Genomic DNA, 24,566 nt, shown 5'->3' on the forward strand with positions numbered 1-24,566 from the left:
ATGAAATCAAATCTGTTATAAAACAGTTTAAGAAGGGGATGCTAATATGTCGACGCAAACTTCACGGGTTACACTCGTTGGAGAAATGTTACCAGCGTACAACGAAATATTGACACCTGAGGTGCTTAGTTTTTTGAAGGAACTACATGAGAATTTTAATGAGCGCCGCATAGAACTTTTACAAAAACGTGTAGAAAAACAAAAGAGAATTGATGCAGGGGAGTTTCCGAAGTTTCTAGAAGAAACAAAACACATACGTGAAGCGGATTGGACAATTGCCAAGCTGCCAAAAGACTTAGAGGATCGTCGCGTAGAGATTACTGGACCGGTAGATAGAAAGATGGTCATTAACGCTTTAAATTCAGGAGCGCATCTTTTTATGGCGGATTTTGAAGATTCGAATGCACCAACTTGGGAAAACGCAGTTGAAGGTCAAATCAATTTACGAGATGCAGTAAAGGGAACGATTTCACATGAAAATGATAAAGGGAAAGAATATAGATTAAATGAGAAAACAGCTGTACTCATTGTACGTCCAAGAGGATGGCATTTAGAGGAAAAGCATATGCAAGTTGATGGGAAAAATATGTCGGGTAGTTTAGTAGATTTCGGCTTGTACTTTTTCCATAATGCGAAAGCTCTTTTAGCGAAAGGGAGCGGCCCATACTTTTACTTACCGAAAATGGAAAGTTATTTAGAAGCGAGATTATGGAATGATGTATTCGTATTTGCTCAAAAATATATCGGCATTCCAAATGGAACGATTAAAGCAACTGTGTTACTGGAAACGATTCATGCTTCGTTTGAAATGGATGAAATTTTGTATGAGCTAAAAGATCATTCTGCTGGCTTAAACTGCGGAAGATGGGATTATATTTTTAGCTTTTTAAAGAGTTTCCGTAATCATAATAAATTCTTACTACCAGATAGAGCACAAGTCACGATGACGGCGCCATTTATGCGTTCGTATTCTTTGAAAGTAATTCAAACATGTCACCGCCGTAATGCACCAGCAATTGGAGGAATGGCGGCACAAATTCCGATTAAAAATAATCCAGAAGCAAATGAAGCAGCTTTTGAAAAAGTGCGTGCTGATAAGGAACGCGAAGCTTTAGACGGTCATGACGGGACTTGGGTTGCCCACCCTGGACTTGTACCGGTTGCAATGGAAGTGTTTAATCACATTATGAAAACACCAAATCAAATTTTTAGAAAACGTGAAGAAATATGTGTAACAGAAAACGATTTACTAGAGGTACCGGTGGGAACGATTACAGAAGAGGGCCTTCGCATGAATATTAGCGTAGGTATTCAATATATTGCATCTTGGTTAAGCGGACGGGGAGCAGCACCCATTTATAACTTAATGGAAGATGCGGCAACAGCTGAAATTTCAAGAGCACAAGTATGGCAATGGATTCGTCATGAAGGTGGAAAACTAAATGATGGTCGTAATATTACGCTTGAATTAATGGAAGAGTTAAAAGAAGAAGAATTAGCAAAAATAGAAAGAGAGATTGGTAAGGAAGCCTTTAAGAAAGGGAGATTCCAAGAGGCGACAACGTTGTTTACAAATCTCGTTCGGAATGATGAATTCGTACCATTTTTAACATTACCGGGTTATGAAATTTTATAAAAAATGAAAAGGGGATGGAACAAATGAAAAACGAAAGAATCGAGAAGTTACAAGAAAGCTGGGAATTAGATGAGCGTTGGAAAGGGATCACACGTCCATATTCGGCAGAAGATGTAATTCGCCTGCGCGGGTCAATTGATATTGAACATACGTTAGCGCGTCGTGGTGCTGAGAAGCTTTGGACATCGCTTCATACAGAAGACTATATTAACGCACTTGGCGCATTAACAGGAAACCAAGCGATGCAACAAGTAAAAGCTGGGTTAAAAGCGATTTACTTAAGTGGTTGGCAAGTAGCAGCTGATGCAAACCTTTCTGGGCATATGTATCCAGACCAAAGTTTATATCCAGCGAACAGCGTACCTGCTGTAGTAAAACGAATTAATCAAACGCTTCAACGTGCGGATCAAATTCAGCATATGGAAGGAAGCGATGATACAGACTATTTCGTACCGATTGTAGCAGATGCAGAAGCTGGATTTGGTGGGCAATTAAATGTATTCGAACTGATGAAAGGTATGATTGAAGCAGGTGCATCAGGTGTGCATTTTGAAGATCAATTATCTTCAGAGAAAAAATGTGGCCATTTAGGCGGAAAAGTACTACTACCAACGCAAACAGCAGTACGCAATTTAATTTCTGCACGCCTTGCAGCAGATGTAATGGGAGTGCCGACAATTATCGTTGCAAGAACAGATGCGGATGCAGCTGATTTAATTACGAGCGATATCGATCCTGTTGATAAAGCATTTATTACAGGAGAAAGAACACCAGAAGGGTTTTACCGTACGAATGCAGGTCTTGATCAAGCAATTGCGCGCGGTTTAGCGTATGCACCGTATGCAGACCTCGTTTGGTGTGAAACGTCAGAACCAAATTTAGAAGATGCAAAACGATTTGCGGACGCAATTCATAAGGAGCATCCAGGGAAGCTACTTGCATATAACTGCTCACCTTCATTCAACTGGAAACAAAAACTAGATGAAAAAACAATCGCAAGCTTCCAAAAGGAAATCGCATCTTACGGTTACAAGTTCCAATTCGTAACACTTGCTGGATTCCATTCATTAAATTACGGTATGTTTGAACTAGCACGTGGCTATAAAGAGCGCGGCATGGCAGCATACTCTGAACTACAACAAGCAGAATTCGCAGCTGAAAAACACGGCTACTCTGCAACACGTCATCAACGCGAAGTGGGAACAGGTTACTTTGATGAAGTGGCACAAGTGATTACGGGCGGAACTTCATCAACGACAGCGTTAAAAGGATCTACAGAAGAAGCACAGTTTACGAAATAAAAGGAAGGGGCACCTTTTTGAAGGGTGCCCCTTATTATTTTCTAAAAGATTCGAAAAGAGAGATTGAGTTGTCGGCAAAAAACAATACTAACTTTTCTTTATTACTAAATCAACTCCACTCAGCCCTATGATCACGAATAAACTTCATATCTTTCTCATAATGCTCTAGATGTCCTTCATCGATCATTCTTTGGAAATTCAAGTCGCCTTCTTGCGCTTTTCGTTTCATATATGTACATAACCCTTCTAATCGAAGTAACACCATTCCTAAGTAATCTTCATCCATATTTTTATCATAGGACTGAACGAACAAATTCACTCTCTCTTTAATACGATCTGCATGTTGCGATGAGTCATAATGAACGGCTTCACCAGATTCTGTATAATACACTCTACTTAAAGGCACACAAGTATAGAGTGTATAAGCGATATCCCATAGTCTTGGACCAGGAGCAGCAACATCGAAATCAATAATCCCTACTGGCTTCTCATTATTAAAAATAATGTTATATATGGCAAAATCATTGTGACATAAAACCTCAATGTTATTTGGAGTGTGATCCATCGGTTTCCAATCATCTAATAACGGAAAATCACTTACGGCATCATGGTAAAGGCGGAGCATCTTTGCGATTTCTTTTAATACATCATTAGATCGCATATATTCTTTTAAAGGATAATTGCCAGCTTCTCCTTCAATAAAGGATAAAATCTCTCTATCTTTTTCATCTACACCTAAAAACTTTGGAGCATAATGAAATCCTTTGTTTTCTAAGTGTTGCAATAGCTTATGAATCTTTTCACTGCCTAGCTTTAACTCTCGCCGAACAGTATTTTCAGAATGATATACGTTTGAGACGTTTCCCCCTGTTAGTCTTTCTTCTTTAGCGTAGTTTGACATGTGAAAATTCCCCCCTGTGATTAAAAAATCCAATTCCAAATAGTGAATAGACCAACAATGGCAGAAAAGAGAAGGGAAGCAAGCAATGCTAGACAGCCAAAAGGAACTAGCTTATCTTGCCATGTTTCTTTATACTCATAAACTAAATTCTCTACTACTTCTTTCTGCACTGAAGATAAGGGCTTATCTTTATCCAAACCCTTTATATGGATAGAATCGCCTTTAAACTTTAAAGCACGTGCAATATGATGAGGACTATTTCCCATTGATTTTTCAAATAATAAACATGATTCATGCATAATATCTGTTTTATGCTCTTCTAGATACCAGTAACGTCCAGCCATTTCCGGATATTGTAATTTATAATAAATATCTCCGAGTTGTTTTCGAAGATGTAATTCATTTGGGTATGTAAAGATGAGGCCATGCAATCTATCTCTTGCTTTTCCAAGATTATTATTTTCAATATCCTCTTCAATTCTTTTTAATGTTTTTTTAGGAATTTTATTGGTCATAAACTCCTCCTTATTTAGAATAGAGATAATTATATTTTATAAGAAATACTAAAAATTAGGAATTCTATTTTCGAAAAAGATTGTACATTTTATTTTAATGTGCTATGATAATGTCAGTTGAATAGTTAAATTAAGCAATCCATATGTTATCAAGTGCTGAAAACGAACGAGAAAAAGTATGTGAGAACTAGTTTATGTTTCGTATTTGATAATGTGTGGATTCTTTTTTTAGACAGGAAGACTAAAAAATTTTAAATTTGTATTTTCTTAGGAGGAAATAATTATGGCAGTAACAGGACAAGTAAAATGGTTTAACAACGAAAAAGGCTTCGGTTTCATCGAAGTTCCAGGTGGAAACGACGTATTCGTACATTTCTCTGCAATCGAAACTGACGGTTTCAAATCTCTAGAAGAAGGTCAAAAAGTTAGCTTCGAAATCGAAGACGGTAACCGTGGACCTCAAGCTAAAAACGTAATCAAACTATAATTTTATAGTTGATGATGGAAAAAAGGATGGCTAATGCCATCCTTTTTTTAGGTTGTGGAGAAAATTTTTCCAGAGCCTGTTTTTATATGTAACTCTCTTTTTTTTATGTTAAAACTGGTAAAAAATTATCGGGAATGCGTATTAGTTTCTGTAGAAGAGTTAGTTCAGCAAGAGCATTTGCTGCGTATGATAGTAAATAACTATAAATTTGTTTTCTCTGTTGAAATGGGGAAATCTTTTCTAGATAGACCTTGAGTAACATCTTTTTTGTTAGCATTGTTGTTGGAATTTTGTACGTTTTGAGATGATGTTTCTAACAGTTGTTCTTGTTCCTTACTAGGGGTATTCAGAGCATCTGAGGGGATGCTATTAACCTGCTGGCTTAATAGATCTTCTTTATCCATAAGTATACAGCTCCTTTTGGGAATTCGATAAAAAGTAATGTAATTATAACTAGCTACTTATATATTGTGTTTTTGAATGAAATTATATACAAAACTTATATTACAAAGTTAACTAATTAACGAATTGTTAGTGATGGATAAAGATGTACAAATTTTAATTTTTTAACAAAAATTAAAAGCGGGTAACAAGTACAAATACTCTTTCTCATGTTTTATATAAGGAGCATATTACAAATCAAAAAAGATGTAGAGAACCTTGGAAGAAAATATAGTTGTTTTTTTTAAGGGTTAAGAAGAATAAATAAAATGATACTACAAATGTAAAAAGGCATTCCATAAAGGAAGGCCTTTTATTGTTCTTGCCCTGATTTTTTCTTCTCACGTTTTTTACATTCTGTACATTTTGATTTACGAAACGGTTTGGCAAAGAATAGCAGAATGAAAAATAAACCGAATATAATACTAGCTGAGTTTTTCACGATAATGATGCTACTATTTTTCATTTGAATCGATGGTTGGATTTCTTTTTCTTCCATAGTGACCCTCTATATATTGGATTTACATTTTAATTATAGCAAAGTTAATTGTTTTAATGATGTGAAAATAGGAAGGGATAATAAATATTTATAGGTAGTATAAATGTTGTTTTTATAACTTTAAAATTAAAAAATCACTATATTGTGATTTTATTATTTAACAAATGTTTGATAAATGATAAAAAACTGTAAAAAAGCGGAGCTTGTAAGCTATTTCCTTTTCATAGATGCTAAAATTATATATGCAGCTGCTAATATAAATGGAAAAAAGGAGATAATGGAGTATGGAAAGTAAAGTGGAACGCTATGTCGAAAATTATGTTGTAACGAAAAATACGATGGCCTTACTTCCTGTTATTCTAAGTGAAAAGAAAATTGTTACGCGAGTCGTTGAAATGAATGATTCTTTTTTCGTATTTCAAAAACCTCTAGATATTATAGAAAGAAGTTGCCGCAAGCATGGCTCTAGTTTCTTAGGCAGAAAAGAAGGAACGAAAGAGTTAACTCATATTACACATAAAGCACCGATTGCGATTAGTCCAGCAGATCAACTTTATTTTTTCCCTACCTATTCTTACTCTAGAAAAGAGTGCGCTTGGTTGTCTCATTTTTATATTGAAAGTAACAAAGAATTAAAAGATGGAAATCTTATTATTAGATTTATAAATGGTTTTGCTGTGAAATTAGAAATATCAAAAACTAGTTTTGAAAATCAACAAAATCGTACAGCGAAATTACGTACTGAATATGAAGATCGTAGGAAAAAACAAGGGAGCCCTTGTTTTAAAGAGGTTGATAAAAAAGAGGAATCAACATTAAGACCCGCTTATGAGAGTGTGTATTTTGTGAAGGAAGGCGAAGTGTGAAAGGATGGGGGGAATCCCCATTCTTTTTTTGTTTATCCCGCTATTTGTGGGCAGTAAGACCCCCACCTCAAAATTCAGCGAAAGCAAAGAAGTTAAGCGGGGGATCAACAAAATCCCCACTGATTAAAGTTTCACTTTATCAGTCTTTGTAGATAAGGCGATATATTAGAGAAACCGAGTTGTAATTGATATATCTAGAAAATCACCAGTGTAATTTCATTTGCCGATAAAAAATCGAAAAACAATCTAAATAACAAAACGAACGACACGTCCTGTCGAATATTGATAGATTATCATAGCTAAATAATGAAGGAATTCTTATGAAAGATATGGAAACTTTAATAAATACATCTCCATATGTCGTATCTACCATTTCCTCTTTCATATAAGCAATGATACAGTAGGGATAGTATTTAGAGTAAAGGGGTAAAGTGTAGAATGGATTTTCAGACAATCAAAGAGTATTTTTCACCAGAAAATATGGATCATATTGTTGAGAGTTATAAAGCGTTCGGACCACTTCTTGGTATTGGTTTACCGATGATAGAGGCGTTGATTCCAGCATTACCGCTTATTGTATTTGTACTGGCAAATGCTGTTGCATTTGGCTTTTGGCTCGGTTTTCTTTATTCATGGCTTGGATCAGTAATGGGTGCATTACTTGTCTTTTTCATCATCCGCCATTTTGGTCGCAGTCGTTTCTTTTCGTTTGTAAATAAGCATGAGAGAGTACGAAAAGCAATGGGATGGATTGAAAGAAAAGGATTTGCACCGATTTTTGTTATATTTTGTTTTCCATTTACACCGTCAGCATTAATAAATGTTGTCGCTGGTTTATCCCGAATTAGTGTAAAACAGTTTGGGCTAGCGTTAGCATTCGGAAAACTTGTGATGATTTTTATTTTAACGTATATCGGTCATGATTTAATGTCATTTATTCATAATCCAGTGAAATCAGTCATTGTAGCGATTGGTATTTTTATTTTATGGTATGTCGGTAAGAAAATCGAAGTAAAGTTAGAACTGCATTAAGAATAGTCTTCTTTGTAAAGGAAAGCTTCAGTATTAAAGGATAAGGGGAGAAGCAGATGAAGAAAACTTTGAAAAAAGAAGGCATAGAGTGGATACGAACAATTTTAATTGGTGTATTATTAGCTGTATTTTTTCGAACGTTTTTCTTTTCGACGTACGTTGTAGAGGGGAAGTCAATGATGCCGACATTACAAGATGGCAATATGCTCGTTGTAAATAAGGTGAGTTATCAAGTTGGGGACTTGAACAGATTTGACGTTGTGGTGTTTCATGCGAATAAAAAAGAGGACTATGTAAAGCGGATTATCGGTTTACCTGGAGATCATATTGAATATAAGCATGATAAATTATATATAAACGGACAATTCGTGGATGAACCTTATTTAGAGAAATATAAGAAGGAGATAAATGGACGACAACTAACAGGTGACTTTACGCTAGAAGAGTTAACGAAGGAAAAAACGGTGCCACCTGGATATATTTTTGTAGTAGGTGATAACCGCCTCGGGAGCTGGGATAGTAGACACTTTGGATTTGTAAAAGCTGATACAGTTGTCGGTAAAGTTGATTTACGATATTGGCCAATTCAAGAGGTGCAAACGAATTTTTCAAAAGGTTGATATAATAGATAGAAGTATAAAAAAAGGCAAACTACTCCGTTTGTCTTTTTTCGTGTCCTATAATACAATTATAGTAGCAAACTAACGTTCGTTATGTAAGTGAAAGGTGGGGTTACATGTCACTTCGATTTGTGATTGGTAGAGCGGGAAGTGGAAAAAGTACACTTTGTTTACACGAAGTGCAAGAAGAGTTAAAACAGCGCCCGAGAGGGGAAACAATATTATATCTTGTGCCAGAACAGATGACATTCCAGACGCAGCAGGCGTTAATTGGAAGTGAGGATGTAAGAGGTTCTATTCGGGCACAAGTTTTTAGTTTTTCACGATTAGCGTGGAAGGTACTACAAGAAGTTGGCGGAGCGAGTCGTCTTCATATTGATGAAGCGGGTGTACATATGTTACTTCGTAAAATTGTAGAGTCTCGTAAAGATGGGTTATCGGTGTTCCAAAAAGCAGCGGAGCAAAACGGTTTCTTTGAACATCTGGGCAGTATGATTGCAGAGTTTAAACGTTACAATGTAACGCCATCTAACGTATATGAAATGTGGCAACAATTAGATGCGCATAGTAGCAGTGCCGAGCAAAAGCTATTAGCGAATAAAGTGTATGATTTACAACTACTATATGATGATTTTGAACGTGCTTTAATCGGAAAATATTTAGATTCAGAAGACTACTTGCAATTGCTAGTGGAAAAGCTTCCGCAGTCTGAATATGTAAATGGTGCGGAAATTTATATAGATGGATTTCATTCATTCTCCCCGCAAGAGTTAGAGATTGTAAGACAGCTTATGATTTGCGGAGCGAGAGTTACGATCACGTTAACGATAGATGAAAAAACGTTAGCGCAGCCAGTAAATGAACTCGATTTATTTTATGAAACGACGGTAACGTATGAAAAAATAAAACAAGTAGCGCGTGAAGAAAAAATAGAAATTGAAAAAACAATTCCACTTATGGAACAGCCGCGTTTTCATTCTCCAGCATTAGCGCATTTAGAAGCTCATTATGAAGCGCGTCCGAATGAAAAATTTAACGATGAAGCGAGTGTAACGATTAGTACAGCTGCGAATTTACGAGCGGAGGTAGAAGGTGTTGCTCGTGAAATTCGTAAACTTGTTGCGGATGAAAAATATCGTTACCGAGATATTGCAGTACTTCTTCGTAATGGGGAAAGTTATTACGATGTGATGCGAACGTTATTTACAGATTACAATATCCCGCACTTCATCGATGAAAAGCGCCCGATGTCACACCATCCATTAGTAGAATGTATTCGTTCTGCACTCGAGATTATTAGTGGGAATTGGCGTTATGATGCGGTGTTCCGCTGCGTGAAAACAGAGCTTTTATATCCATTAGACGTAAGAAAAGAAACGATGCGTGAAGAAATGGATGAATTTGAAAATTACTGTTTAGCGTACGGTGTACAAGGAAAGAGATGGACTTCAGAGGATCCATGGATGTATCGCCGTTATCGTTCTCTTGATGATACGAACGGGATGATCACAGACAGTGAACGTGAAATGGAAGAGAAAATAAATAGGCTACGTGACGTTGTAAGAACACCTGTTATTCGCATGCAAAAAAGGTTAAAGCGTGCAGGAACAGTTATGCAAATGTGTGAAGCAGTTTACTTATTTTTAGAAGAGCTGGATGTTCCAAAGAAACTAGAAGAATTACGTATACGTGCAGAAGAAAGTGGAGATTTCTTATTTGCGACAGATCATGAACAAGTATGGGAAGAGGTAATGAGCCTTCTTGATACGTTTGTAGAGATGCTTGGTGATGAGAAAATGTCTCTTTCTATGTTTACGGACGTTATGTCGACAGGTCTTGAGGCACTTCAATTTGCTAATATTCCGCCTTCATTAGACCAAGTATTAATTGCTAATATTGATCACTCCAGGTTATCTGACGTGAAAGCAACGTTTATTATAGGTGTAAATGAGGGGGTTATTCCAGCAGCACCTATGGATGAAGGTATGCTTTCTGATGAGGAAAGAGAAGTTCTTGGTGCGGCAGGAATTGAATTAGCGCCAACGACGAGACAAACTTTGTTAGAAGAACAGTTCGTTATGTATCAAATGGTAACGAGAGCATCTGAGAAGTTATACATTTCATGCCCGCTTGCAGATGAAGAAGGAAAGACGTTACTTGCGTCTAGCTTTATTAAGAAAATAAAAAGAATGTTCCCTAATGTGAAAGATTCATTTATTACGAATGACGTAAATGATTTATCACGTTCAGAACAAATTTCATACGTAGCAACGCCAGAAGTAACGTTATCTTACGTTATGCAGCAACTACAAACGTGGAAGCGATACGGATTTGAAGGGAATTTAGACTTTTGGTGGGACGTATACAACTTCTACGTAACTTCAGATGAATGGAAACAAAAAAGTAGCCGCGTCTTATCAAGTTTATTCTATCGAAATCGTGCGAAGAAACTAAGTACAGCAGTAAGTAGAGATTTATATGGAGATATAATTAAAGGAAGCGTCTCTCGTATGGAACTATTTAACCGTTGTGCATACGCTCATTTTGCGCAGCACGGTTTATCGCTTAGAGAGCGTGATATTTTCAAGCTTGATGCGCCAGATATCGGCGAATTATTCCATGCGGCATTAAAGAAAATTGCGGACAAGTTATTGCGTGAAAACCGTACTTGGGCGGATTTATCCATAAAAGAGTGTGAGCATCTTTCTGTTTTAGTAATAGAAGAAATCGCACCGTTATTACAACGACAAATTTTATTAAGTTCAAACCGTCATTTCTATTTAAAACAAAAACTACAACAAATCATTTTCCGTACGTCAATCATTCTTCGTGAACATGCGAAGTCGAGCGGATTCGTACCAGTTGATTTAGAAGTGCCGTTCGGTATGGGCGGTACAGGATCACTTCCGCCGATGGAATTCTCACTACCAAATGGTGTGAAGATGGAAGTAGTCGGCCGTATTGACCGTGTTGATAAGGCAGAAGATGAAAACGGGACGTTCTTACGTATTATTGATTATAAATCAAGTTCAAAAGCGTTAGATTTAACGGAAGTGTATTACGGATTAGCGCTTCAAATGTTAACGTATTTAGATGTTGTTACTTCGAATGCACAGACCTGGATGAAAAAAGGTCACACAGCATCACCAGCTGGTGTATTGTATTTTCATATTCATAACCCAATCGTTGAGATGAAAGGTGACGCATCTGAAGCTGAAATTGAAAAAGAAATTTTAAAGAAATTTAAAATGAAAGGACTCGTATTAGGAGATGCTGACGTTGTTCGTTTAATGGATAACAAACTTTCAACAGGAAGTTCAGATATTATTTCTGCTGGCCTGAAAAAAGACGGTAGCTTTAGTGCGCGTTCAAGTATTGCAAGTGAGCAAGAGTTTAACGTACTGCAAAAATATGTACACCATACGTTTGAAAATATCGGAAAAGATATTACAGAAGGTGTTATCGATATTGCTCCTTATAAAATGGGAAATAAAGCAGCATGTACGTTCTGTAACTTCAAATCTGTTTGTCAATTTGATGAGTCACTTGAAGATAATCAGTTCCGATCGTTAAAAGATATGAAAGATAGCGAAGCGATGGAGAAAATAAGAGAGGAGGTTGGCGGAGAATGATAGAAAATTGGCCTAAAAAACCAGAAGGTAGTCAATGGACAGATGACCAGTGGAAAGCTGTTGTAGCGAACGGACGTGATATTTTAGTTGCGGCTGCAGCTGGATCAGGTAAAACAGCAGTATTAGTTGAACGTATTATTAAAAAGATTATTAATGAAGAGAATCCAGTCGATGTCGACCGCCTGCTCGTTGTAACATTTACGAATGCAGCGGCGCAAGAGATGAAAAACAGAATTGGGGAAGCGTTAGAAAAAGTATTAATTGATGAGCCAGGCTCTCAGCACATTAGAAAGCAGCTGAGCTTATTAAATAAAGCTTCTATTTCGACGATTCATTCCTTTTGTTTACAAGTAATTAGAGGATACTATTACATGCTTGATGTGGATCCTCGTTTCCGTATTGCGAATCAAACAGAAAATGAATTGTTAAAAGAAGAAGTGCTAGATGACATATTAGAAGAAGAGTACGGAATCGAAGATAATACAATCTTCTTTGAACTTGTTGATCGTTATACGAGTGACCGTAGTGATGATGACTTACAACGTATGATTTTAGCGCTTCATACAGAGTCAAGAGCGCATCCAAATCCGGAAAAATGGCTCGATAAATTAGTAGAAGCATATGACGTAGAAGGAAAGACAATTGAAGATTTAGTGTACGCTTCTTACTTATTAGAAGATGTGAAATTCCAGCTTGAAACAGCGGAACAGCATATTCGTAAAGCGACGGAGCTCGCAATGCTTCCTGACGGTCCAGCGCCTCGCGTTGAAACGTTGCAAGCAGATGCAGCTTTACTTGGAACGTTATCATCAGCTGCTCGTGAATCGTGGACAAGTTTGTATGAAGCGATGCAAAACGTATCGTGGCAAACGTTAAAGCGCATTAAGAAAAGTGATTATAACGAGGATATTGTAAAACAAGTAGACTCTCTTCGTAATAAAGCGAAAGATGAAGTGAAGAAATTACAAGAAGAGCTATTTAGCCGCAAACCTGAAAGTTTCTTACGAGATTTTCAAGATATGCACCCAGTATTAGAAAAGCTCGTTCAACTTGTAAAAGTATTTACAGAGCGTTTCCAAGCGATGAAGCGAGATAAAGGAATGGTCGATTTCACAGATTTAGAGCATTTCTGTTTACAAATTTTAAGTGAACCAAGTGAAAATGGTGAAATGAATCCGTCAGCAGTGGCGCTCCAATATCGTAATAAATTTGCTGAAGTATTAGTCGATGAATATCAAGATACGAATTTTGTACAGGAATCCATTATTAAATTCGTAACGAAAGATTCTGAGAGTGCAGGGAACTTGTTCATGGTTGGTGACGTAAAGCAGTCGATTTATCGTTTCCGACTAGCCGAACCAGGACTATTCCTAGGAAAATATAAACGCTTCACACAAGAAGGATTGGGTGGCGGAATGAAGATTGACTTAGCGAAAAACTTCCGTAGTCGTCATGAAGTACTAGCAGGTACGAATTTTATTTTCAAACAAATTATGGGCGAAGAAGTTGGGGAAATTGACTACGATGTTGACGCTGAACTAAAGCTAGGTGCTACCTATCCAGAAGGTGAAGATGTAGCGGCTGAACTACTATGCATTCAGCAAACAGAAGAAGAAGTAATAGACGGTGAAGAAGGTGCGGAAGTAGAAAAGGCACAGCTTGAAGCTCGCCTTATGGCGCAGCGCATTAAAGCGATGGTCGATTCAGGTTATGAAGTATATGATCGTAAAACGGATAGTATGCGTCCGGTACAATACCGCGACTTCGTTATTTTACTTCGCTCCATGCCGTGGGCCCCGCAAATTATGGAAGAGTTAAAATTACAAGGAATTCCAGTATATGCTGACCTCGCGACTGGTTACTTTGAAGCGACGGAAGTAAATATTATGATGAACGTATTCCGCGTTATTGATAATCCGATGCAAGATATCCCGCTTGCAGCTGTACTTCGTTCTCCGATCGTTGGATTAAACGATGAAGAACTTGCAACGCTTCGTGCTCATGGAAAGAAAGGCTCGTTTTATGAAGTAATGAGCTCATTCTTAAAAGGGGCACCGCTTGAAGAGGAGCAAGAACTTCATGATAAATTAGAGTGGTTTTATAACTTACTACAAGGATGGCGTGAATTTGCACGTCAACAATCACTTTCTGATTTAATTTGGAAAGTGTACGGTGAGACAGGTTATTACGACTTCGTTGGCGGTTTACCAGCTGGAAAGCAAAGGCAGGCAAACTTACGCGTACTATATGACCGCGCAAGACAATATGAAGCAACATCATTTAGAGGATTATTCCGCTTCTTACGTTTTATTGAACGTATTTTAGAACGCGGTGATGATATGGGGACGGCGAGGGCCCTCGGTGAACAAGAAGACGTTGTTCGCATTATGACGATTCATAAAAGTAAAGGGCTAGAGTTCCCAGTTGTATTTGTAGCTGGACTCGGTCGTCGTTTTAATACACAAGACTTAATGAAACGTTTCTTATTGCATAAAGATTTCGGTTTCGGTTCGCAATTTATCGATCCGCGCAAACGAATTAAATATACAACATTATCACAGCTTGCGATTAAGCGTAAAATGAAAATGGAATTAATTGCGGAAGAAATGCGCGTACTATACGTAGCATTGACGCGTGCGAAAGAGAAGTTAATTTTAATTGGAACAGTTAAGGATGCAAATAAGGAAATGGAAAAATGGCTTGATGCGAGGGAGCATAGTGAATGGTTATTACCAGATCATATACGTGCCGGAGCGTCTTGTTATTTAGACTGGATTGCACCTTCATTATATAGACACCGTGATAGTGAAATGCTTCTTGAATTAGGACAAGGAAGTATTCCAGATGAAATTTACGGGTATGACACTAGCTGGAAAGTAGAAGTTGTGGACGGTAATACGCTACTTGCACCAGAGCCAGTTCAAGAAGAGAAACAAGAATTGTTAGAAGCGCTTCGTGAGAAAAAGGCTGTTCCCCTGCAAAGTGAGCGGAAAGAAGAAGTGTACGACAGATTAATGTGGAAGTACGGATATGAGGATGCGACATCTCATCGCGCGAAGCAATCTGTTACAGAAATAAAGAGAAATTATCAATCTGAAGAAGGTAGCGATAACGCCTTTATTAAAAAACTACGTGCACCAATTAAAACACGCCCGCGCTTTATGGAGAAAAAAGGGTTAACGTACGCAGAGCGCGGAACAGCAGTCCATGCCGTTATGCAGCATGTTGATTTGAAGAAGCCGATTACGGTTGAAGTTCTTCAAGAACAAATTGCTGGAATGGTAAATAAGGAATTATTAACATTCGAGCAGGCGGAAGAAATAGCCATTGAAAAAGTAATTTCATTCTTCGACAGTGACTTAGGTAAAAGGGTATTAGCGGCGAAAAGTGTTGAGCGTGAAGTACCATTTACGATGATGCTTGCAGCAGAAGAAGCATATCAAGATTGGCAAGGGAAGAGTGAAGAAACGATTCTTGTCCAAGGGGTTATCGACTGCATGATTGAAGAGGAAGACGGCATTACGTTAATCGACTTCAAAACAGATACGATTGAAGGAAAATTCCCAGGCGGATTTGAACAAGCAAAACCAATTTTAGAAGATCGATATAAAGTACAGCTTTCGTTATATGCAAAAGCACTGGAGAAAAGCTTACAACATCCTGTGAAAGAGAAATGCTTATACTTCTTTGATGGCAATCATATTGTAAAAATTGAAGAATAGAGGGACTTGAAAATGGCAACGGAAAAAACGTTAAGAACGTGTGAAAAAGGACATGAATACTACAAAAGTAGCGACTGTCCAACTTGCCCAACTTGCGAGAAAGAAAAGAAGCCGAAAACAGGATTTCTTTCACTTCTTTCATCACCAGCACGAAATGCGCTGCAACATCACGGAATTCAAACGATAGAAGAACTCTCAAAATATAGTGAAAAAGAAATTTTAAAAATGCATGGTATGGGACCAGCGTCTTTGCCGAAGCTTAGGAGGGCTTTGGAGGAGAGTGGGTTATCATTTAAATAAAATGAAATAGTGCTTCTTCACTACTTACTTGTTTATACCACTATTTGTGGACAGTAAAGCTCTTGCTTATTAAAATTTCATTTTAATAATTTTGAATTAGATAAAAGAAAAAAGTAGGAGAATATCTCCTACTTTTTTTACGCTGTTCCAATCTGATCTTGATCTGCCACATCAGAATCAAACGTATTTGTTGCACTAACACCGTTAAACGTATTCACGACAAACCCAACATTAGAAGCTCCAGATCCGTTATAGGCTTTCGTGTTTTCTTTCGGAGATACGTTATAAAAATCTCCTAAGTTGAAAGAGCCGTTACTGTTTTGCACGACGAGATTTCCTACAACCGAAGGCATACCATCCACCTACTTTACTAAGCTTTTTAATTACTATATGAATTATTGTGCGGAAGGTTCATCCGTAATATATTGGCGGATTTGCATAATACGAGAGTTATTAAAAGCATAATCAACATTCCCAATTTGAAAGCAACCAGAATTTAAAAGTGTCCGCAATTCAACGTTATTCACTTCAATAAAAGGACATTCATTTACAATATTTAATTTTACATCTGTCGTTCGTTTTGGAATTGTAATGTGTTCATCTGTAAAGATTTCAAAAGCATCAAAGCGACCTTCTCCCCGTATATAACAAGGAATTTCACGGTGGACGGCAATAGCTCTACTTTTTAATTCCATTTGGTTTGCATCTCCAACTTGAAATACGGCAGTAATACCTAAAGAAATAATAGAAACATTTTGGACAATGGACACATGATGCAACATAATTTCTCAGTCTCCTTAACCTGGAGTAGGAGCGACATCTGTTACTAATGGTACAAATGGACCCTCTGTAACTGTTTCAAATGGTGTATCGAGAATAGAAGATAGAATGAGGAGATTTGCATCTCCAATTAAAAAGAGTGCGGACGACGATACACCGTTCATTTTAATCTGTCCGACTTTTAACTCACGGTTTACAACGTTAAGGTTCATACATAATTACTCCTTTCGGAAATTTCCTGGTATGTGCTGAATAAAGGAGAGAAAGGCTTTGTCAATATCTTGTTTCATTGCCTGAATAATGATATCTCGTAAATAATCTGGATCTGTTGAAATACCTTCATATGATTGCGCTTGTGATAAATAATAAGGGAGTCGATGCTCCATCTGTTTTTTTATGTCATCCACCATCATTTGTCGATACATTTCATCAAGCGGTGTTCTCTCTTCTTGTTCAAAATGGAGAATACGATTATATGCTTCTTCATCTAAGTATCGATGCATTTCTTGGAGGATACCTTGATAAAAGTCTGGGTTTGTTTCGGTTTCAGGGTTTACCTTTAATGTTTCTGTATCCACTTGAAAATCTTCAATTTGTTGTCCTTTTGCTGAAAATGGGTTTAAACCAATATTTAAAGTACCATTTAAATTTTCGACTTTTAATTGATCGAATTTGTATTCCACTTTTCCTACAGAAGAGGAGGGGCGATTTTTTAATTCGTTAAGCTCTTCTTGGAGTTGGCGCACTTGATCTTCTAAATTCAAGATGGCTGCTTGTTGTGTTTGAAGAGCTTGTTGAAGTTGGTGTAAGTAAGTATATATATCTTGATTCATTTGTGAAACCTCCTTTTCAATAGGGAGGGTAAAAATATTCCTACTATATATTTATGACAAGGATGTCTTAAGAAGAACTAGTTGATGGTTTGATAGAAATAATTTGTCCTTTCGCCTGTAATGGGCGAAGCGGCTCCGTAAATCCGCCCGTATTTGAAAATTTAGATAGGGCTTTAATACTTCCGGCAGTACCAATTTGGAACACAGAAGAGGTTGTAATGCTATCAATTTTAATACTGTTGATGACGATACTTTGGTTTACATAAAAGTTCAATATAATCGCCCCCTTTAAGTTGAACCAATTATCGCTTGATCGACGACATCTGAATCGTTGACAGTCGTTGCACTTTGATAATTGTAGACAGAAACGTTATCTCCAACGTTAAAAGAGCCGGCCCCGGCGAAAGCACGTGAGTAACTAATAGGCCTAATCGCAAATACATCTCCAATATGAAAAATACCACTTGATCCAATATTGACGATACGAATATGTCCGACCATAGCTGGCATACAAAACACCCTTCGTTTTTAAAATTTTCTTTTCTACTATTGTATGGGCGTTTCCAATAAAATGTGTATTTTTTTGAAATAAAAGAAACACACGCATTATTGCGTGTGTGTTTTGAACGTTTGATTAGGGTGTAAATCCGTATGTACATGACAAATTACATTTAAGAGCCTGTCCAGTTCTTGGCTACAATCCACTGTTTTTTGAGAAGTCATTCCATAGCGTTCAGCAAAATAAATCATTTTTTCACGTTTTTTTTCAATCGCTTGCTCAAACATTGAAATCGGCTCCATCTCTAAATGAAATTTTTAGTATATATGTAGTACATATTATACAAAAACTTCATAAAAAAGAAATGCATTCGCTAAAAAAAGTAAAATTTCTACATTTTATGCCAAATGATAAAGGAGTAACGAATCGGATATGAGAAGAATATTGTAAAAATTAGCGTGCATGAGAAGGTTTTTTTCTTGCGGATGCGAATACAATTAAAGTGTATGAGTTGTAGGATGGAGAGTGGAAATATTGCGTTTTGTAACGGCGAAAAAAGAAGAAAAGGTATTTGTAGGTATTGTGGATGAAGAAGAAGAAAAGGTATTACACTTAAGAGAAGCGCAAAGACAAAAAGGGGAAAAGGTTACAATCCCTATTACAATGCTAGAGTGTATTGAAAGAGGGACTGAATGCTTTGAGAAAGTATGTGAAATTGTAAATTGGGCAAAAGAGAACGGGGAAGCGGCGTATTATCCGTTAACAGAGGTGAAAATATTAGCACCGATTCCAAGGCCAAGAAAGAATATTTTGTGCGTTGGAAAAAACTATCGTGAGCATGCGGTAGAAATGGGCGGAGTAGAGTCTATTCCAGAAAATATAATGATCTTTACGAAAGCACCAACAACAGTTATTGGCATAAATGAGCAAATTAATGGTCACCCTCATGCAACGGACGAACTAGATTACGAAGGAGAATTAGCTATCATTATTGGTAAGCGAGGGAAACAAATTAAAAAAGAAAAAGCGCTTGAGCATGTTTTTGGTTATACGATTATCAATGATGTAACAGCTCGAGACATTCAAAGAAAACATAAACAGTTTTTCCTTGGGAAAAGCTTCGATACATTTTGTCCGATGGGACCGTATTTAATTCATAAATCGGTGGTTAATGCGCCGAATTCATTACACATTGAAACGGTAGTAAATGGAGAAGTAAGGCAAACTTCCAACACAAATAAAATGATTTTTCCAATAGAAGAAATTATTTCAACGATAAGTAAAGGAATGACTTTAGAACCAGGCGATATTATCGCAACAGGAACCCCGGCTGGTGTCGGAAAAGGTTTCACGCCACCAAAGTTTTTACATGCTGGTGATGAAGTGGTTATTACAGTAGAAGGAATTGGTACTTTGCGAAATGTAGTGAAGTGAAGAAAAGAGCTATCTTGTTAAAAGATAGCTCTTTTTTATGGCCTTGGGTTATAGAGGTAATCGATAACGGAAAAAGTGTAAAGACCAATGAATGCAAGTGTACAAATGCCAAATAGTATAACCGTAAGTGCGCTTTTTTCTCGTCCAAAACCAATGATAGTAAGAATAACAGCAGTCCAAAATGATGCTTTCAGTAGTGTGAATGTAGTAGAAGTTGAGTAGTGAGTAAGCCATGTTGTGGAAAGTAGGAAGCTAAAGAATGTAACTAAAATAAAAGATGTAGCTAAATAGTTAATATGTTTACCATATCTTAATAGCATATCGCACCTCCTTTACGATTTTAAAATACAGAAAATTAAAATTTTATCTTAATATAAATGAATATAAAAAGAAAGAGGTTGTCCCAATATGTCGGACAACCTCTCTATCATTACGATAATACAGCTTTAATTTTTTGGAATGCCCACTCTAAATCTTCTTCAGAGATTACTAGAGGTGGTGCGATACGAATTACGTTTTCATGTGTTTCTTTACATAGTAGACCAGCTGCTTTTAGTTGTTCACAGTAAGGACGAGCTGGTTCGTTTAATTCGATACCGATGAATAAACCTTTACCGCGAACTTCAGTGATCATTGGGTTATCAATTTCTTTTAATTGCCCAACTAATTTTTCTCCTAATTGAAGAGAACGCTCTGTTAATTTTTCTTCTTCTAACACTTCAAGAGCTGCGATAGACACAGCACATGCAAGTGGATTACCACCGAATGTAGAACCGTGAGAACCTGGCTCAAATACACCTAAAATGTCACGGTTTGCTGCAACGCAAGAGATCGGGAACACGCCGCCGCCAAGCGCTTTACCAAGTATGTACATGTCAGGAGTTACATCGTCCCAGTCACAAGCGAATACTTTACCAGTACGGCCTAAGCCAGTTTGGATTTCATCTGCTACGAATAAAACGTTTTCTTTTTTACATACTTCAAAAGCTTCTTTTAAGTAACCAGCTGGTGGGATGTTAATTCCTGCTTCACCTTGAATTGGCTCTAAAATGAATGCTGCTGTGTTTGGTGTAATTGCAGCTTTTAACGCTTCTAAATCACCGTAAGGAATTACAACGATGCCAGGAAGCATTGGACCGAATCCACGCTTGTATTCTTCATTTGAAGACATAGAAACAGAACCCATTGTACGTCCGTGGAAGTTATCTTCACAAACGATGATTTCAGCACGGTTTGCTTCTACTTTCTTCACATCATAAGCCCAGCGACGAACTGTTTTAATTGCAGTTTCAACAGCTTCAGCACCTGTATTCATTGGAAGTACCATTTCTTTATTAGTTAGTTTCGCAACTTTTTCGTACCAAGGACCTAATTGATCGCTATGGAAAGCACGAGAAGTTAACGTAACACGATTAGCTTGGTCAATTAAAGCGTTAATAATTTTCGGGTGACGATGACCTTGGTTTACTGCAGAATATGCACTTAATAAGTCCATATAGCGGTTTCCTTCAGGATCTTCTACCCAAACACCTTCTGCTTTAGAAATAACGATTGGAAGTGGGTGATAGTTATTTGCTCCGTATGTGTCTGTAAGTTCGATAATATCCTTAGTTTGAATCATGATTGTTCCCCCTTTTGTTATTACAAGAAGTTTGTAAATACTCTAAATATTATATCATTTAAATGTAAAAAAGCGAAACATTTCCTGAAAATAAATGAACATGTTATCATATAGAGTGAAAAAGTGTGAAAAGAGGAGGTAAGGGATACGATGGTACATATGCATATTACAGCATGGGCGTTAGGTTTAATTTTATTCTTCGTTGCGTATTCACTTTATTCAGCAGGAAGAAAAGGTAAAGGTGTACATATGGGGCTTCGCCTAATGTATATTATCATTATTGTGACAGGTTTCATGTTGTACATGGGTATTATGAAGACTGCAACAAGTAACATGCACATGTGGTATGGTTTAAAAATGATAGCTGGTATTTTAGTTATCGGTGGAATGGAAATGGTTCTTGTGAAAATGAGCAAGAACAAAGCAACAGGGGCAGTTTGGGGGCTATTTATTGTTGCACTAGTAGCAGTATTTTACCTTGGACTGAAATTACCGATTGGCTGGCAAGTATTCTAATAAAAAATAAAACCACCTTATAATCTCAAAGACTTGGGAGATAAGGTGGTTTTTTACGTTATCCCGTAAACACCAGATTGGTGAAGGTTAATAATTAGTGGGGGTTGCCCCACTAATTAAAGTTTTACTTTATGTCGCATCAATATGCAACTCTTCTCCGTTTACTTTTGTAAAACGGAACATATTTTTATTTGATGTAGTGTGACGAACGAAATGATGCTGCAGTGTACAAATCATTTCTTCGTTATCAAACAAAAGAATATTTACTCCTTCGCGTGACTCCTCTTTCGGTAAGAAAGATAAATAATTATGACAATACATGCAATCATATAAAGAGTAGTGAAGTGATTGCAATGATTCCGTTAATAATGTGAAGACAGAGTCAGGTAATTCCTCCAGCCATTCATTATAGCTAAGAAGTAACTTTTTTCGAATACGTATCATTTCACCGTTTTGCAAATGGTGTTGCTCGTTGGCGATTTGTAATACATCTTGTTCATAGAAACGGGCTGGTAGCCAATTGTTATTATACAAAATTTCAAACCCATCTTCGGCAATATCTTCTAATAAAAACGCTTCATCATTTTCATCATCAAAGAATACCCACTCATTGTTTATATATTCTACATTACCGACTGTATGAGCACGGGGTTGATTATATAAAATATGTTTACGTTGTATCATACACGATTTCTCCTTTATGAAAAGTAGTTATTTCTGTTATAGACAGTTCGTGCATTCTTTATAACTAGACACATCTAGACATAGGTGGGCATACAATAAAACACGTTTTACTGAGTGAAAATGCTATTCCATATGTGGATAGTAGGTTATCGTCAAGTTTTTCATTTTTTAATCCGCACTCTTAGGGTGGGGATTACTGCACGTTCAAGAAAAGAAATAAGATGGAAGGATGATTTATATGTGCGGGATTACAGGATGGGTGGATTATAAACGCTCATTAGAAGGAGAGCGGGACGTCGTTACGAAAATGGCTGAGACGTTAGCGAAGCGGGGGCCGGATGATAATAAAGTTTGGATTAAAGGCAATGTCGCATTTGGGCATAAACGTTTAATCGTTGTGGACCCTGAGGGCGGTAAACAACCGATGACTTGTTTAAAAGATGAAACGAATTACGCCATTTGCTATAACGGTGAACTTTATAACACAGAAGACATTCGAAAGGAATTATTAAGAAGAGGATATACGTTCAAAGGTCATTCTGATACAGAAGTATTATTAGCTTCTTATATTGAATGGAAAGAAGAATGTGTCAGTCATTTAAACGGTATATATGCGTTTGCAGTATGGGACGAACAGAAAGAACAAGTATTTATTGCGAGAGATCGATTAGGTGTAAAGCCGCTATTTTTTAAATATGATAGCGGACGCTTACTATTTGGTTCGGAGTTAAAAGCGATATTGTCGCATCCAGATGTGAAGGCGGAAGTAACGTTAGAAGGATTATCAGAAATATTCGGACTCGGACCGTCAAGAACGCCTGGGCACGGTATTTATGCTGGTATAAAAGAATTGCGTCCAGGTCATGCGATGACATTTTCAAAGAACGGTTTATGTATATGGAGATATTGGAATGTAGAAAGTAAAAAACATGAAGACTCTTTTGAAGAAACAGTAGAGAAAACGCGCTTCTTATTACAAGATGCCATTACAAGACAGCTTGTTTCTGATGTACCACTATGTACTTTTTTATCAGGTGGTGTAGATTCGAGCGCTATTACAGCTATCGCAGCGAAAGAATACGAGAGATCAGGAAAAGGGCCATTACACACGTATTCTATTGATTACGAAGATAATGACAAATACTTTAAAGCGAATGCGTTTCAGCCAAATTCAGATGCTCCGTTTATTAATTTGATGACAGAGACGTTTCAAACAACCCATCATCGTTGCGTCATTTCGAATGAAAAACTAGCAGAGTATTTAACGGAGGCGGTACTCGTTCGTGATTTGCCTGGTATGGCAGATATCGATTCGTCATTATTATGGTTTTGCCGCGAAATTAAACAAGATTTTGTCGTCGGCTTATCTGGAGAATGTGCAGATGAAATATTTGGTGGATATCCGTGGTTTTATAGAGAAGATGATCTACAATCGAGTGCATTTCCGTGGATGCGCTCTACAGAAGCGCGTGAACAACTTCTAAAAAAAGAATGGAGAAATAAATTAAATTTACAACAATATGTACAAAGGCGCTATGAAGAGTCGATTCAAGAAGTTCCTATTTTAGAGGGAGAAAGTCCGCTAGAAGCAAAAAGACGCCAATTATTTTATTTAAATATGGTATGGTTTATGACAACATTATTAGACAGAAAAGACCGCATGAGTATGGGGGCAAGCTTAGAAGTACGTGTTCCATTTGCGGATCATCGTCTTGTCGAATATGCGTGGAATATTCCTTGGGAAATGAAAATGTATAAAAACCGCGAAAAAGGTCTATTACGTAAAGCGTTAGAAGATGTGCTTCCACATGACATCTTATATAGAAAGAAGAGTCCTTATCCGAAAACGCATAATCCGCACTATACGAAAGCAGTCACAGTATGGCTGCAAGATTTATTAACAGATAAAGGTTCAATTTTACACGAACTATTTGATAAAGAGCAGTTGAGCGGATTGATTCAGTCTGGCGGCAGTGCATTTCAATCACCTTGGTTCGGGCAATTAATGACAGGTCCTCAACTTTTAGCTCATTTAGCACAAATTCACGTTTGGTTTAAAGAGTATGGGGTAAATATTAGGGAATAAGGGAAAAGCGACTTACTTTTATGTAAGTCGCTTTTTATTAAAGGGATTATCAAATGGAATTTAAAATCATATTAGAAGAAATACTTATTTAGAATAATTATCTTTACGTACTTATTGTTGTTTGTTATAATTGGAAACAAACGTTCTTGAAAAAGATTCTC

General features: G+C 37.1%; 26 protein-coding genes. 12 read left to right on the plus strand and 14 right to left on the minus strand.

What is annotated here, in order from left to right:
• Positions 1-46: 46 nt before the first annotated feature.
• A complete protein-coding gene (aceB, locus tag ACTFRH_RS02170; protein WP_000107337.1) occupies positions 47-1,636 on the plus strand; it encodes a malate synthase A in 1,590 nt (529 codons plus the stop codon).
• 23 nt (positions 1,637-1,659) lie between these two features.
• Positions 1,660-2,937 (plus strand): isocitrate lyase, encoded by a 1,278-nt coding sequence (aceA, locus tag ACTFRH_RS02175; RefSeq protein ID WP_000787346.1) that lies wholly within the window; start codon positions 1,660-1,662, stop codon positions 2,935-2,937.
• Positions 2,938-3,046: 109 nt separating this feature from the next.
• Here the strand turns inward: aceA and ACTFRH_RS02180 are convergent, their stop codons facing one another.
• Complete coding sequence (locus ACTFRH_RS02180; RefSeq protein ID WP_000073782.1) at positions 3,047-3,838, minus strand: phosphotransferase; 792 nt, start codon at positions 3,836-3,838, stop codon at positions 3,047-3,049.
• Positions 3,839-3,858: 20 nt separating this feature from the next.
• Complete coding sequence (locus ACTFRH_RS02185) at positions 3,859-4,353, minus strand: DUF6584 family protein (RefSeq protein WP_000182384.1); 495 nt, start codon at positions 4,351-4,353, stop codon at positions 3,859-3,861.
• 283 nt (positions 4,354-4,636) lie between these two features.
• Here ACTFRH_RS02185 and cspA point away from each other — a divergent pair, with 283 nt between their 5' ends.
• The gene (cspA, locus tag ACTFRH_RS02190) at positions 4,637-4,840 is read left to right on the plus strand and encodes an RNA chaperone/antiterminator CspA (protein ID WP_000301523.1); all 204 of its coding nucleotides are present in this window, start codon (positions 4,637-4,639) and stop codon (positions 4,838-4,840) included.
• A 200-nt stretch (positions 4,841-5,040) separates the two neighbouring features.
• On the opposite strand, the gene ACTFRH_RS02195 is transcribed toward cspA, so the two are convergent.
• Complete coding sequence (locus ACTFRH_RS02195; RefSeq protein ID WP_000356609.1) at positions 5,041-5,244, minus strand: hypothetical protein; 204 nt, start codon at positions 5,242-5,244, stop codon at positions 5,041-5,043.
• Between the two features lie 350 nt (positions 5,245-5,594).
• Complete coding sequence (locus ACTFRH_RS02200) at positions 5,595-5,780, minus strand: hypothetical protein (protein WP_000391367.1); 186 nt, start codon at positions 5,778-5,780, stop codon at positions 5,595-5,597.
• Positions 5,781-6,064: 284 nt separating this feature from the next.
• Here ACTFRH_RS02200 and ACTFRH_RS02205 point away from each other — a divergent pair, with 284 nt between their 5' ends.
• From ACTFRH_RS02205 to ACTFRH_RS02230, 6 genes are all read left to right on the plus strand, one after another.
• A complete protein-coding gene (locus ACTFRH_RS02205) occupies positions 6,065-6,646 on the plus strand; it encodes a competence protein ComK (RefSeq protein WP_000444444.1) in 582 nt (193 codons plus the stop codon).
• A gap of 438 nt (positions 6,647-7,084) precedes the next feature.
• Positions 7,085-7,678 (plus strand): TVP38/TMEM64 family protein, encoded by a 594-nt coding sequence (locus tag ACTFRH_RS02210; protein ID WP_000347517.1) that lies wholly within the window; start codon positions 7,085-7,087, stop codon positions 7,676-7,678.
• A gap of 56 nt (positions 7,679-7,734) precedes the next feature.
• The gene (lepB, locus tag ACTFRH_RS02215; RefSeq protein ID WP_000751900.1) at positions 7,735-8,298 is read left to right on the plus strand and encodes a signal peptidase I; all 564 of its coding nucleotides are present in this window, start codon (positions 7,735-7,737) and stop codon (positions 8,296-8,298) included.
• Between the two features lie 116 nt (positions 8,299-8,414).
• A complete protein-coding gene (gene addB, locus ACTFRH_RS02220) occupies positions 8,415-11,930 on the plus strand; it encodes a helicase-exonuclease AddAB subunit AddB (protein WP_000058568.1) in 3,516 nt (1,171 codons plus the stop codon).
• On the plus strand, positions 11,927-15,652 hold the full coding sequence (gene addA, locus ACTFRH_RS02225) for a helicase-exonuclease AddAB subunit AddA (RefSeq protein WP_000572270.1): 3,726 nt from the start codon (positions 11,927-11,929) through the stop codon (positions 15,650-15,652). Before addB ends, addA begins: the two co-directional genes overlap by 4 nt.
• Before the next feature lie 12 nt (positions 15,653-15,664).
• A complete protein-coding gene (locus tag ACTFRH_RS02230; RefSeq protein ID WP_000179952.1) occupies positions 15,665-15,952 on the plus strand; it encodes an RNA polymerase alpha subunit C-terminal domain-containing protein in 288 nt (95 codons plus the stop codon).
• Between the two features lie 137 nt (positions 15,953-16,089).
• On the opposite strand, the gene gerPF is transcribed toward ACTFRH_RS02230, so the two are convergent.
• From gerPF to ACTFRH_RS02265, 7 genes are all read right to left on the minus strand, one after another.
• Positions 16,090-16,305, minus strand: coding sequence for a spore germination protein GerPF (gene gerPF, locus ACTFRH_RS02235; RefSeq protein WP_001141566.1), 216 nt, complete (start codon positions 16,303-16,305; stop codon positions 16,090-16,092).
• 42 nt (positions 16,306-16,347) lie between these two features.
• On the minus strand, positions 16,348-16,734 hold the full coding sequence (locus tag ACTFRH_RS02240; RefSeq protein ID WP_000902323.1) for a spore germination protein GerPE: 387 nt from the start codon (positions 16,732-16,734) through the stop codon (positions 16,348-16,350).
• 15 nt (positions 16,735-16,749) lie between these two features.
• On the minus strand, positions 16,750-16,944 hold the full coding sequence (gerPD, locus tag ACTFRH_RS02245) for a spore germination protein GerPD (protein WP_001052806.1): 195 nt from the start codon (positions 16,942-16,944) through the stop codon (positions 16,750-16,752).
• A gap of 6 nt (positions 16,945-16,950) precedes the next feature.
• Positions 16,951-17,565: a spore germination protein GerPC gene (gene gerPC / locus ACTFRH_RS02250; RefSeq protein ID WP_001070760.1), complete on the minus strand. Its 615-nt coding sequence runs from the start codon at positions 17,563-17,565 to the stop codon at positions 16,951-16,953.
• Positions 17,566-17,632: 67 nt separating this feature from the next.
• A complete protein-coding gene (gene gerPB, locus ACTFRH_RS02255) occupies positions 17,633-17,839 on the minus strand; it encodes a spore germination protein GerPB (protein ID WP_001012516.1) in 207 nt (68 codons plus the stop codon).
• Between the two features lie 14 nt (positions 17,840-17,853).
• Positions 17,854-18,075 carry a spore germination protein GerPA gene (gerPA, locus tag ACTFRH_RS02260; RefSeq protein WP_001111188.1) on the minus strand — a complete coding sequence of 74 codons (222 nt, stop codon included), beginning with the start codon at positions 18,073-18,075 and terminating at the stop codon, positions 17,854-17,856.
• A gap of 96 nt (positions 18,076-18,171) precedes the next feature.
• A complete protein-coding gene (locus ACTFRH_RS02265; RefSeq protein ID WP_000462841.1) occupies positions 18,172-18,351 on the minus strand; it encodes an aspartyl-phosphate phosphatase Spo0E family protein in 180 nt (59 codons plus the stop codon).
• 247 nt (positions 18,352-18,598) lie between these two features.
• Here ACTFRH_RS02265 and ACTFRH_RS02270 point away from each other — a divergent pair, with 247 nt between their 5' ends.
• Positions 18,599-19,498 carry a fumarylacetoacetate hydrolase family protein gene (locus ACTFRH_RS02270; RefSeq protein WP_001213073.1) on the plus strand — a complete coding sequence of 300 codons (900 nt, stop codon included), beginning with the start codon at positions 18,599-18,601 and terminating at the stop codon, positions 19,496-19,498.
• A 35-nt stretch (positions 19,499-19,533) separates the two neighbouring features.
• On the opposite strand, the gene ACTFRH_RS02275 is transcribed toward ACTFRH_RS02270, so the two are convergent.
• Both ACTFRH_RS02275 and rocD read right to left on the minus strand, forming a co-directional pair.
• Positions 19,534-19,818, minus strand: coding sequence for a hypothetical protein (locus tag ACTFRH_RS02275; protein ID WP_000926866.1), 285 nt, complete (start codon positions 19,816-19,818; stop codon positions 19,534-19,536).
• A gap of 110 nt (positions 19,819-19,928) precedes the next feature.
• Entirely contained in the window at positions 19,929-21,119 is a 1,191-nt protein-coding gene (gene rocD, locus ACTFRH_RS02280; RefSeq protein ID WP_000616657.1) for an ornithine aminotransferase, read from the minus strand.
• Positions 21,120-21,269: 150 nt separating this feature from the next.
• Between rocD and ACTFRH_RS02285 the strand changes: the two genes are divergently transcribed.
• A complete protein-coding gene (locus ACTFRH_RS02285; RefSeq protein ID WP_000233490.1) occupies positions 21,270-21,635 on the plus strand; it encodes a YisL family protein in 366 nt (121 codons plus the stop codon).
• 129 nt (positions 21,636-21,764) lie between these two features.
• Here ACTFRH_RS02285 and ACTFRH_RS02290 read toward each other — a convergent pair whose 3' ends face one another.
• Positions 21,765-22,319 (minus strand): DUF2777 domain-containing protein, encoded by a 555-nt coding sequence (locus tag ACTFRH_RS02290; RefSeq protein ID WP_000616044.1) that lies wholly within the window; start codon positions 22,317-22,319, stop codon positions 21,765-21,767.
• A 238-nt stretch (positions 22,320-22,557) separates the two neighbouring features.
• Between ACTFRH_RS02290 and asnB the strand changes: the two genes are divergently transcribed.
• Positions 22,558-24,405 carry an asparagine synthase (glutamine-hydrolyzing) gene (asnB, locus tag ACTFRH_RS02295; RefSeq protein WP_000334008.1) on the plus strand — a complete coding sequence of 616 codons (1,848 nt, stop codon included), beginning with the start codon at positions 22,558-22,560 and terminating at the stop codon, positions 24,403-24,405.
• The last annotated feature ends 161 nt before the right edge of the window (positions 24,406-24,566 follow it).

The organism is Bacillus cereus group sp. MYBK216-1 (assembly GCF_051916495.1).
Classification (GTDB): Bacteria; Bacillota; Bacilli; order Bacillales; family Bacillaceae_G; genus Bacillus_A; species Bacillus_A thuringiensis_K.

Excerpts from the sequence above, each read along its gene's own strand:
- aceB (WP_000107337.1), top strand. The coding sequence starts at position 47 with ATGTCGACGCAAACTTCACGGGTTACACTCGTTGGAGAAATGTTACCA.
- aceA (WP_000787346.1), top strand. The coding sequence starts at position 1,660 with ATGAAAAACGAAAGAATCGAGAAGTTACAAGAAAGCTGGGAATTAGAT.
- ACTFRH_RS02180 (WP_000073782.1), bottom strand. The coding sequence starts at position 3,838 with ATGTCAAACTACGCTAAAGAAGAAAGACTAACAGGGGGAAACGTCTCA.
- ACTFRH_RS02185 (WP_000182384.1), bottom strand. The coding sequence starts at position 4,353 with ATGACCAATAAAATTCCTAAAAAAACATTAAAAAGAATTGAAGAGGAT.
- cspA (WP_000301523.1), top strand. The coding sequence starts at position 4,637 with ATGGCAGTAACAGGACAAGTAAAATGGTTTAACAACGAAAAAGGCTTC.
- ACTFRH_RS02195 (WP_000356609.1), bottom strand. The coding sequence starts at position 5,244 with ATGGATAAAGAAGATCTATTAAGCCAGCAGGTTAATAGCATCCCCTCA.
- ACTFRH_RS02200 (WP_000391367.1), bottom strand. The coding sequence starts at position 5,780 with ATGGAAGAAAAAGAAATCCAACCATCGATTCAAATGAAAAATAGTAGC.
- ACTFRH_RS02205 (WP_000444444.1), top strand. The coding sequence starts at position 6,065 with ATGGAAAGTAAAGTGGAACGCTATGTCGAAAATTATGTTGTAACGAAA.
- ACTFRH_RS02210 (WP_000347517.1), top strand. The coding sequence starts at position 7,085 with ATGGATTTTCAGACAATCAAAGAGTATTTTTCACCAGAAAATATGGAT.
- lepB (WP_000751900.1), top strand. The coding sequence starts at position 7,735 with ATGAAGAAAACTTTGAAAAAAGAAGGCATAGAGTGGATACGAACAATT.
- addB (WP_000058568.1), top strand. The coding sequence starts at position 8,415 with ATGTCACTTCGATTTGTGATTGGTAGAGCGGGAAGTGGAAAAAGTACA.
- addA (WP_000572270.1), top strand. The coding sequence starts at position 11,927 with ATGATAGAAAATTGGCCTAAAAAACCAGAAGGTAGTCAATGGACAGAT.
- ACTFRH_RS02230 (WP_000179952.1), top strand. The coding sequence starts at position 15,665 with ATGGCAACGGAAAAAACGTTAAGAACGTGTGAAAAAGGACATGAATAC.
- gerPF (WP_001141566.1), bottom strand. The coding sequence starts at position 16,305 with ATGCCTTCGGTTGTAGGAAATCTCGTCGTGCAAAACAGTAACGGCTCT.
- ACTFRH_RS02240 (WP_000902323.1), bottom strand. The coding sequence starts at position 16,734 with ATGTTGCATCATGTGTCCATTGTCCAAAATGTTTCTATTATTTCTTTA.
- gerPD (WP_001052806.1), bottom strand. The coding sequence starts at position 16,944 with ATGAACCTTAACGTTGTAAACCGTGAGTTAAAAGTCGGACAGATTAAA.
- gerPC (WP_001070760.1), bottom strand. The coding sequence starts at position 17,565 with ATGAATCAAGATATATATACTTACTTACACCAACTTCAACAAGCTCTT.
- gerPA (WP_001111188.1), bottom strand. The coding sequence starts at position 18,075 with ATGCCAGCTATGGTCGGACATATTCGTATCGTCAATATTGGATCAAGT.
- ACTFRH_RS02265 (WP_000462841.1), bottom strand. The coding sequence starts at position 18,351 with ATGTTTGAGCAAGCGATTGAAAAAAAACGTGAAAAAATGATTTATTTT.
- ACTFRH_RS02275 (WP_000926866.1), bottom strand. The coding sequence starts at position 19,818 with ATGCTATTAAGATATGGTAAACATATTAACTATTTAGCTACATCTTTT.
- rocD (WP_000616657.1), bottom strand. The coding sequence starts at position 21,119 with ATGATTCAAACTAAGGATATTATCGAACTTACAGACACATACGGAGCA.
- ACTFRH_RS02285 (WP_000233490.1), top strand. The coding sequence starts at position 21,270 with ATGGTACATATGCATATTACAGCATGGGCGTTAGGTTTAATTTTATTC.
- ACTFRH_RS02290 (WP_000616044.1), bottom strand. The coding sequence starts at position 22,319 with ATGATACAACGTAAACATATTTTATATAATCAACCCCGTGCTCATACA.
- asnB (WP_000334008.1), top strand. The coding sequence starts at position 22,558 with ATGTGCGGGATTACAGGATGGGTGGATTATAAACGCTCATTAGAAGGA.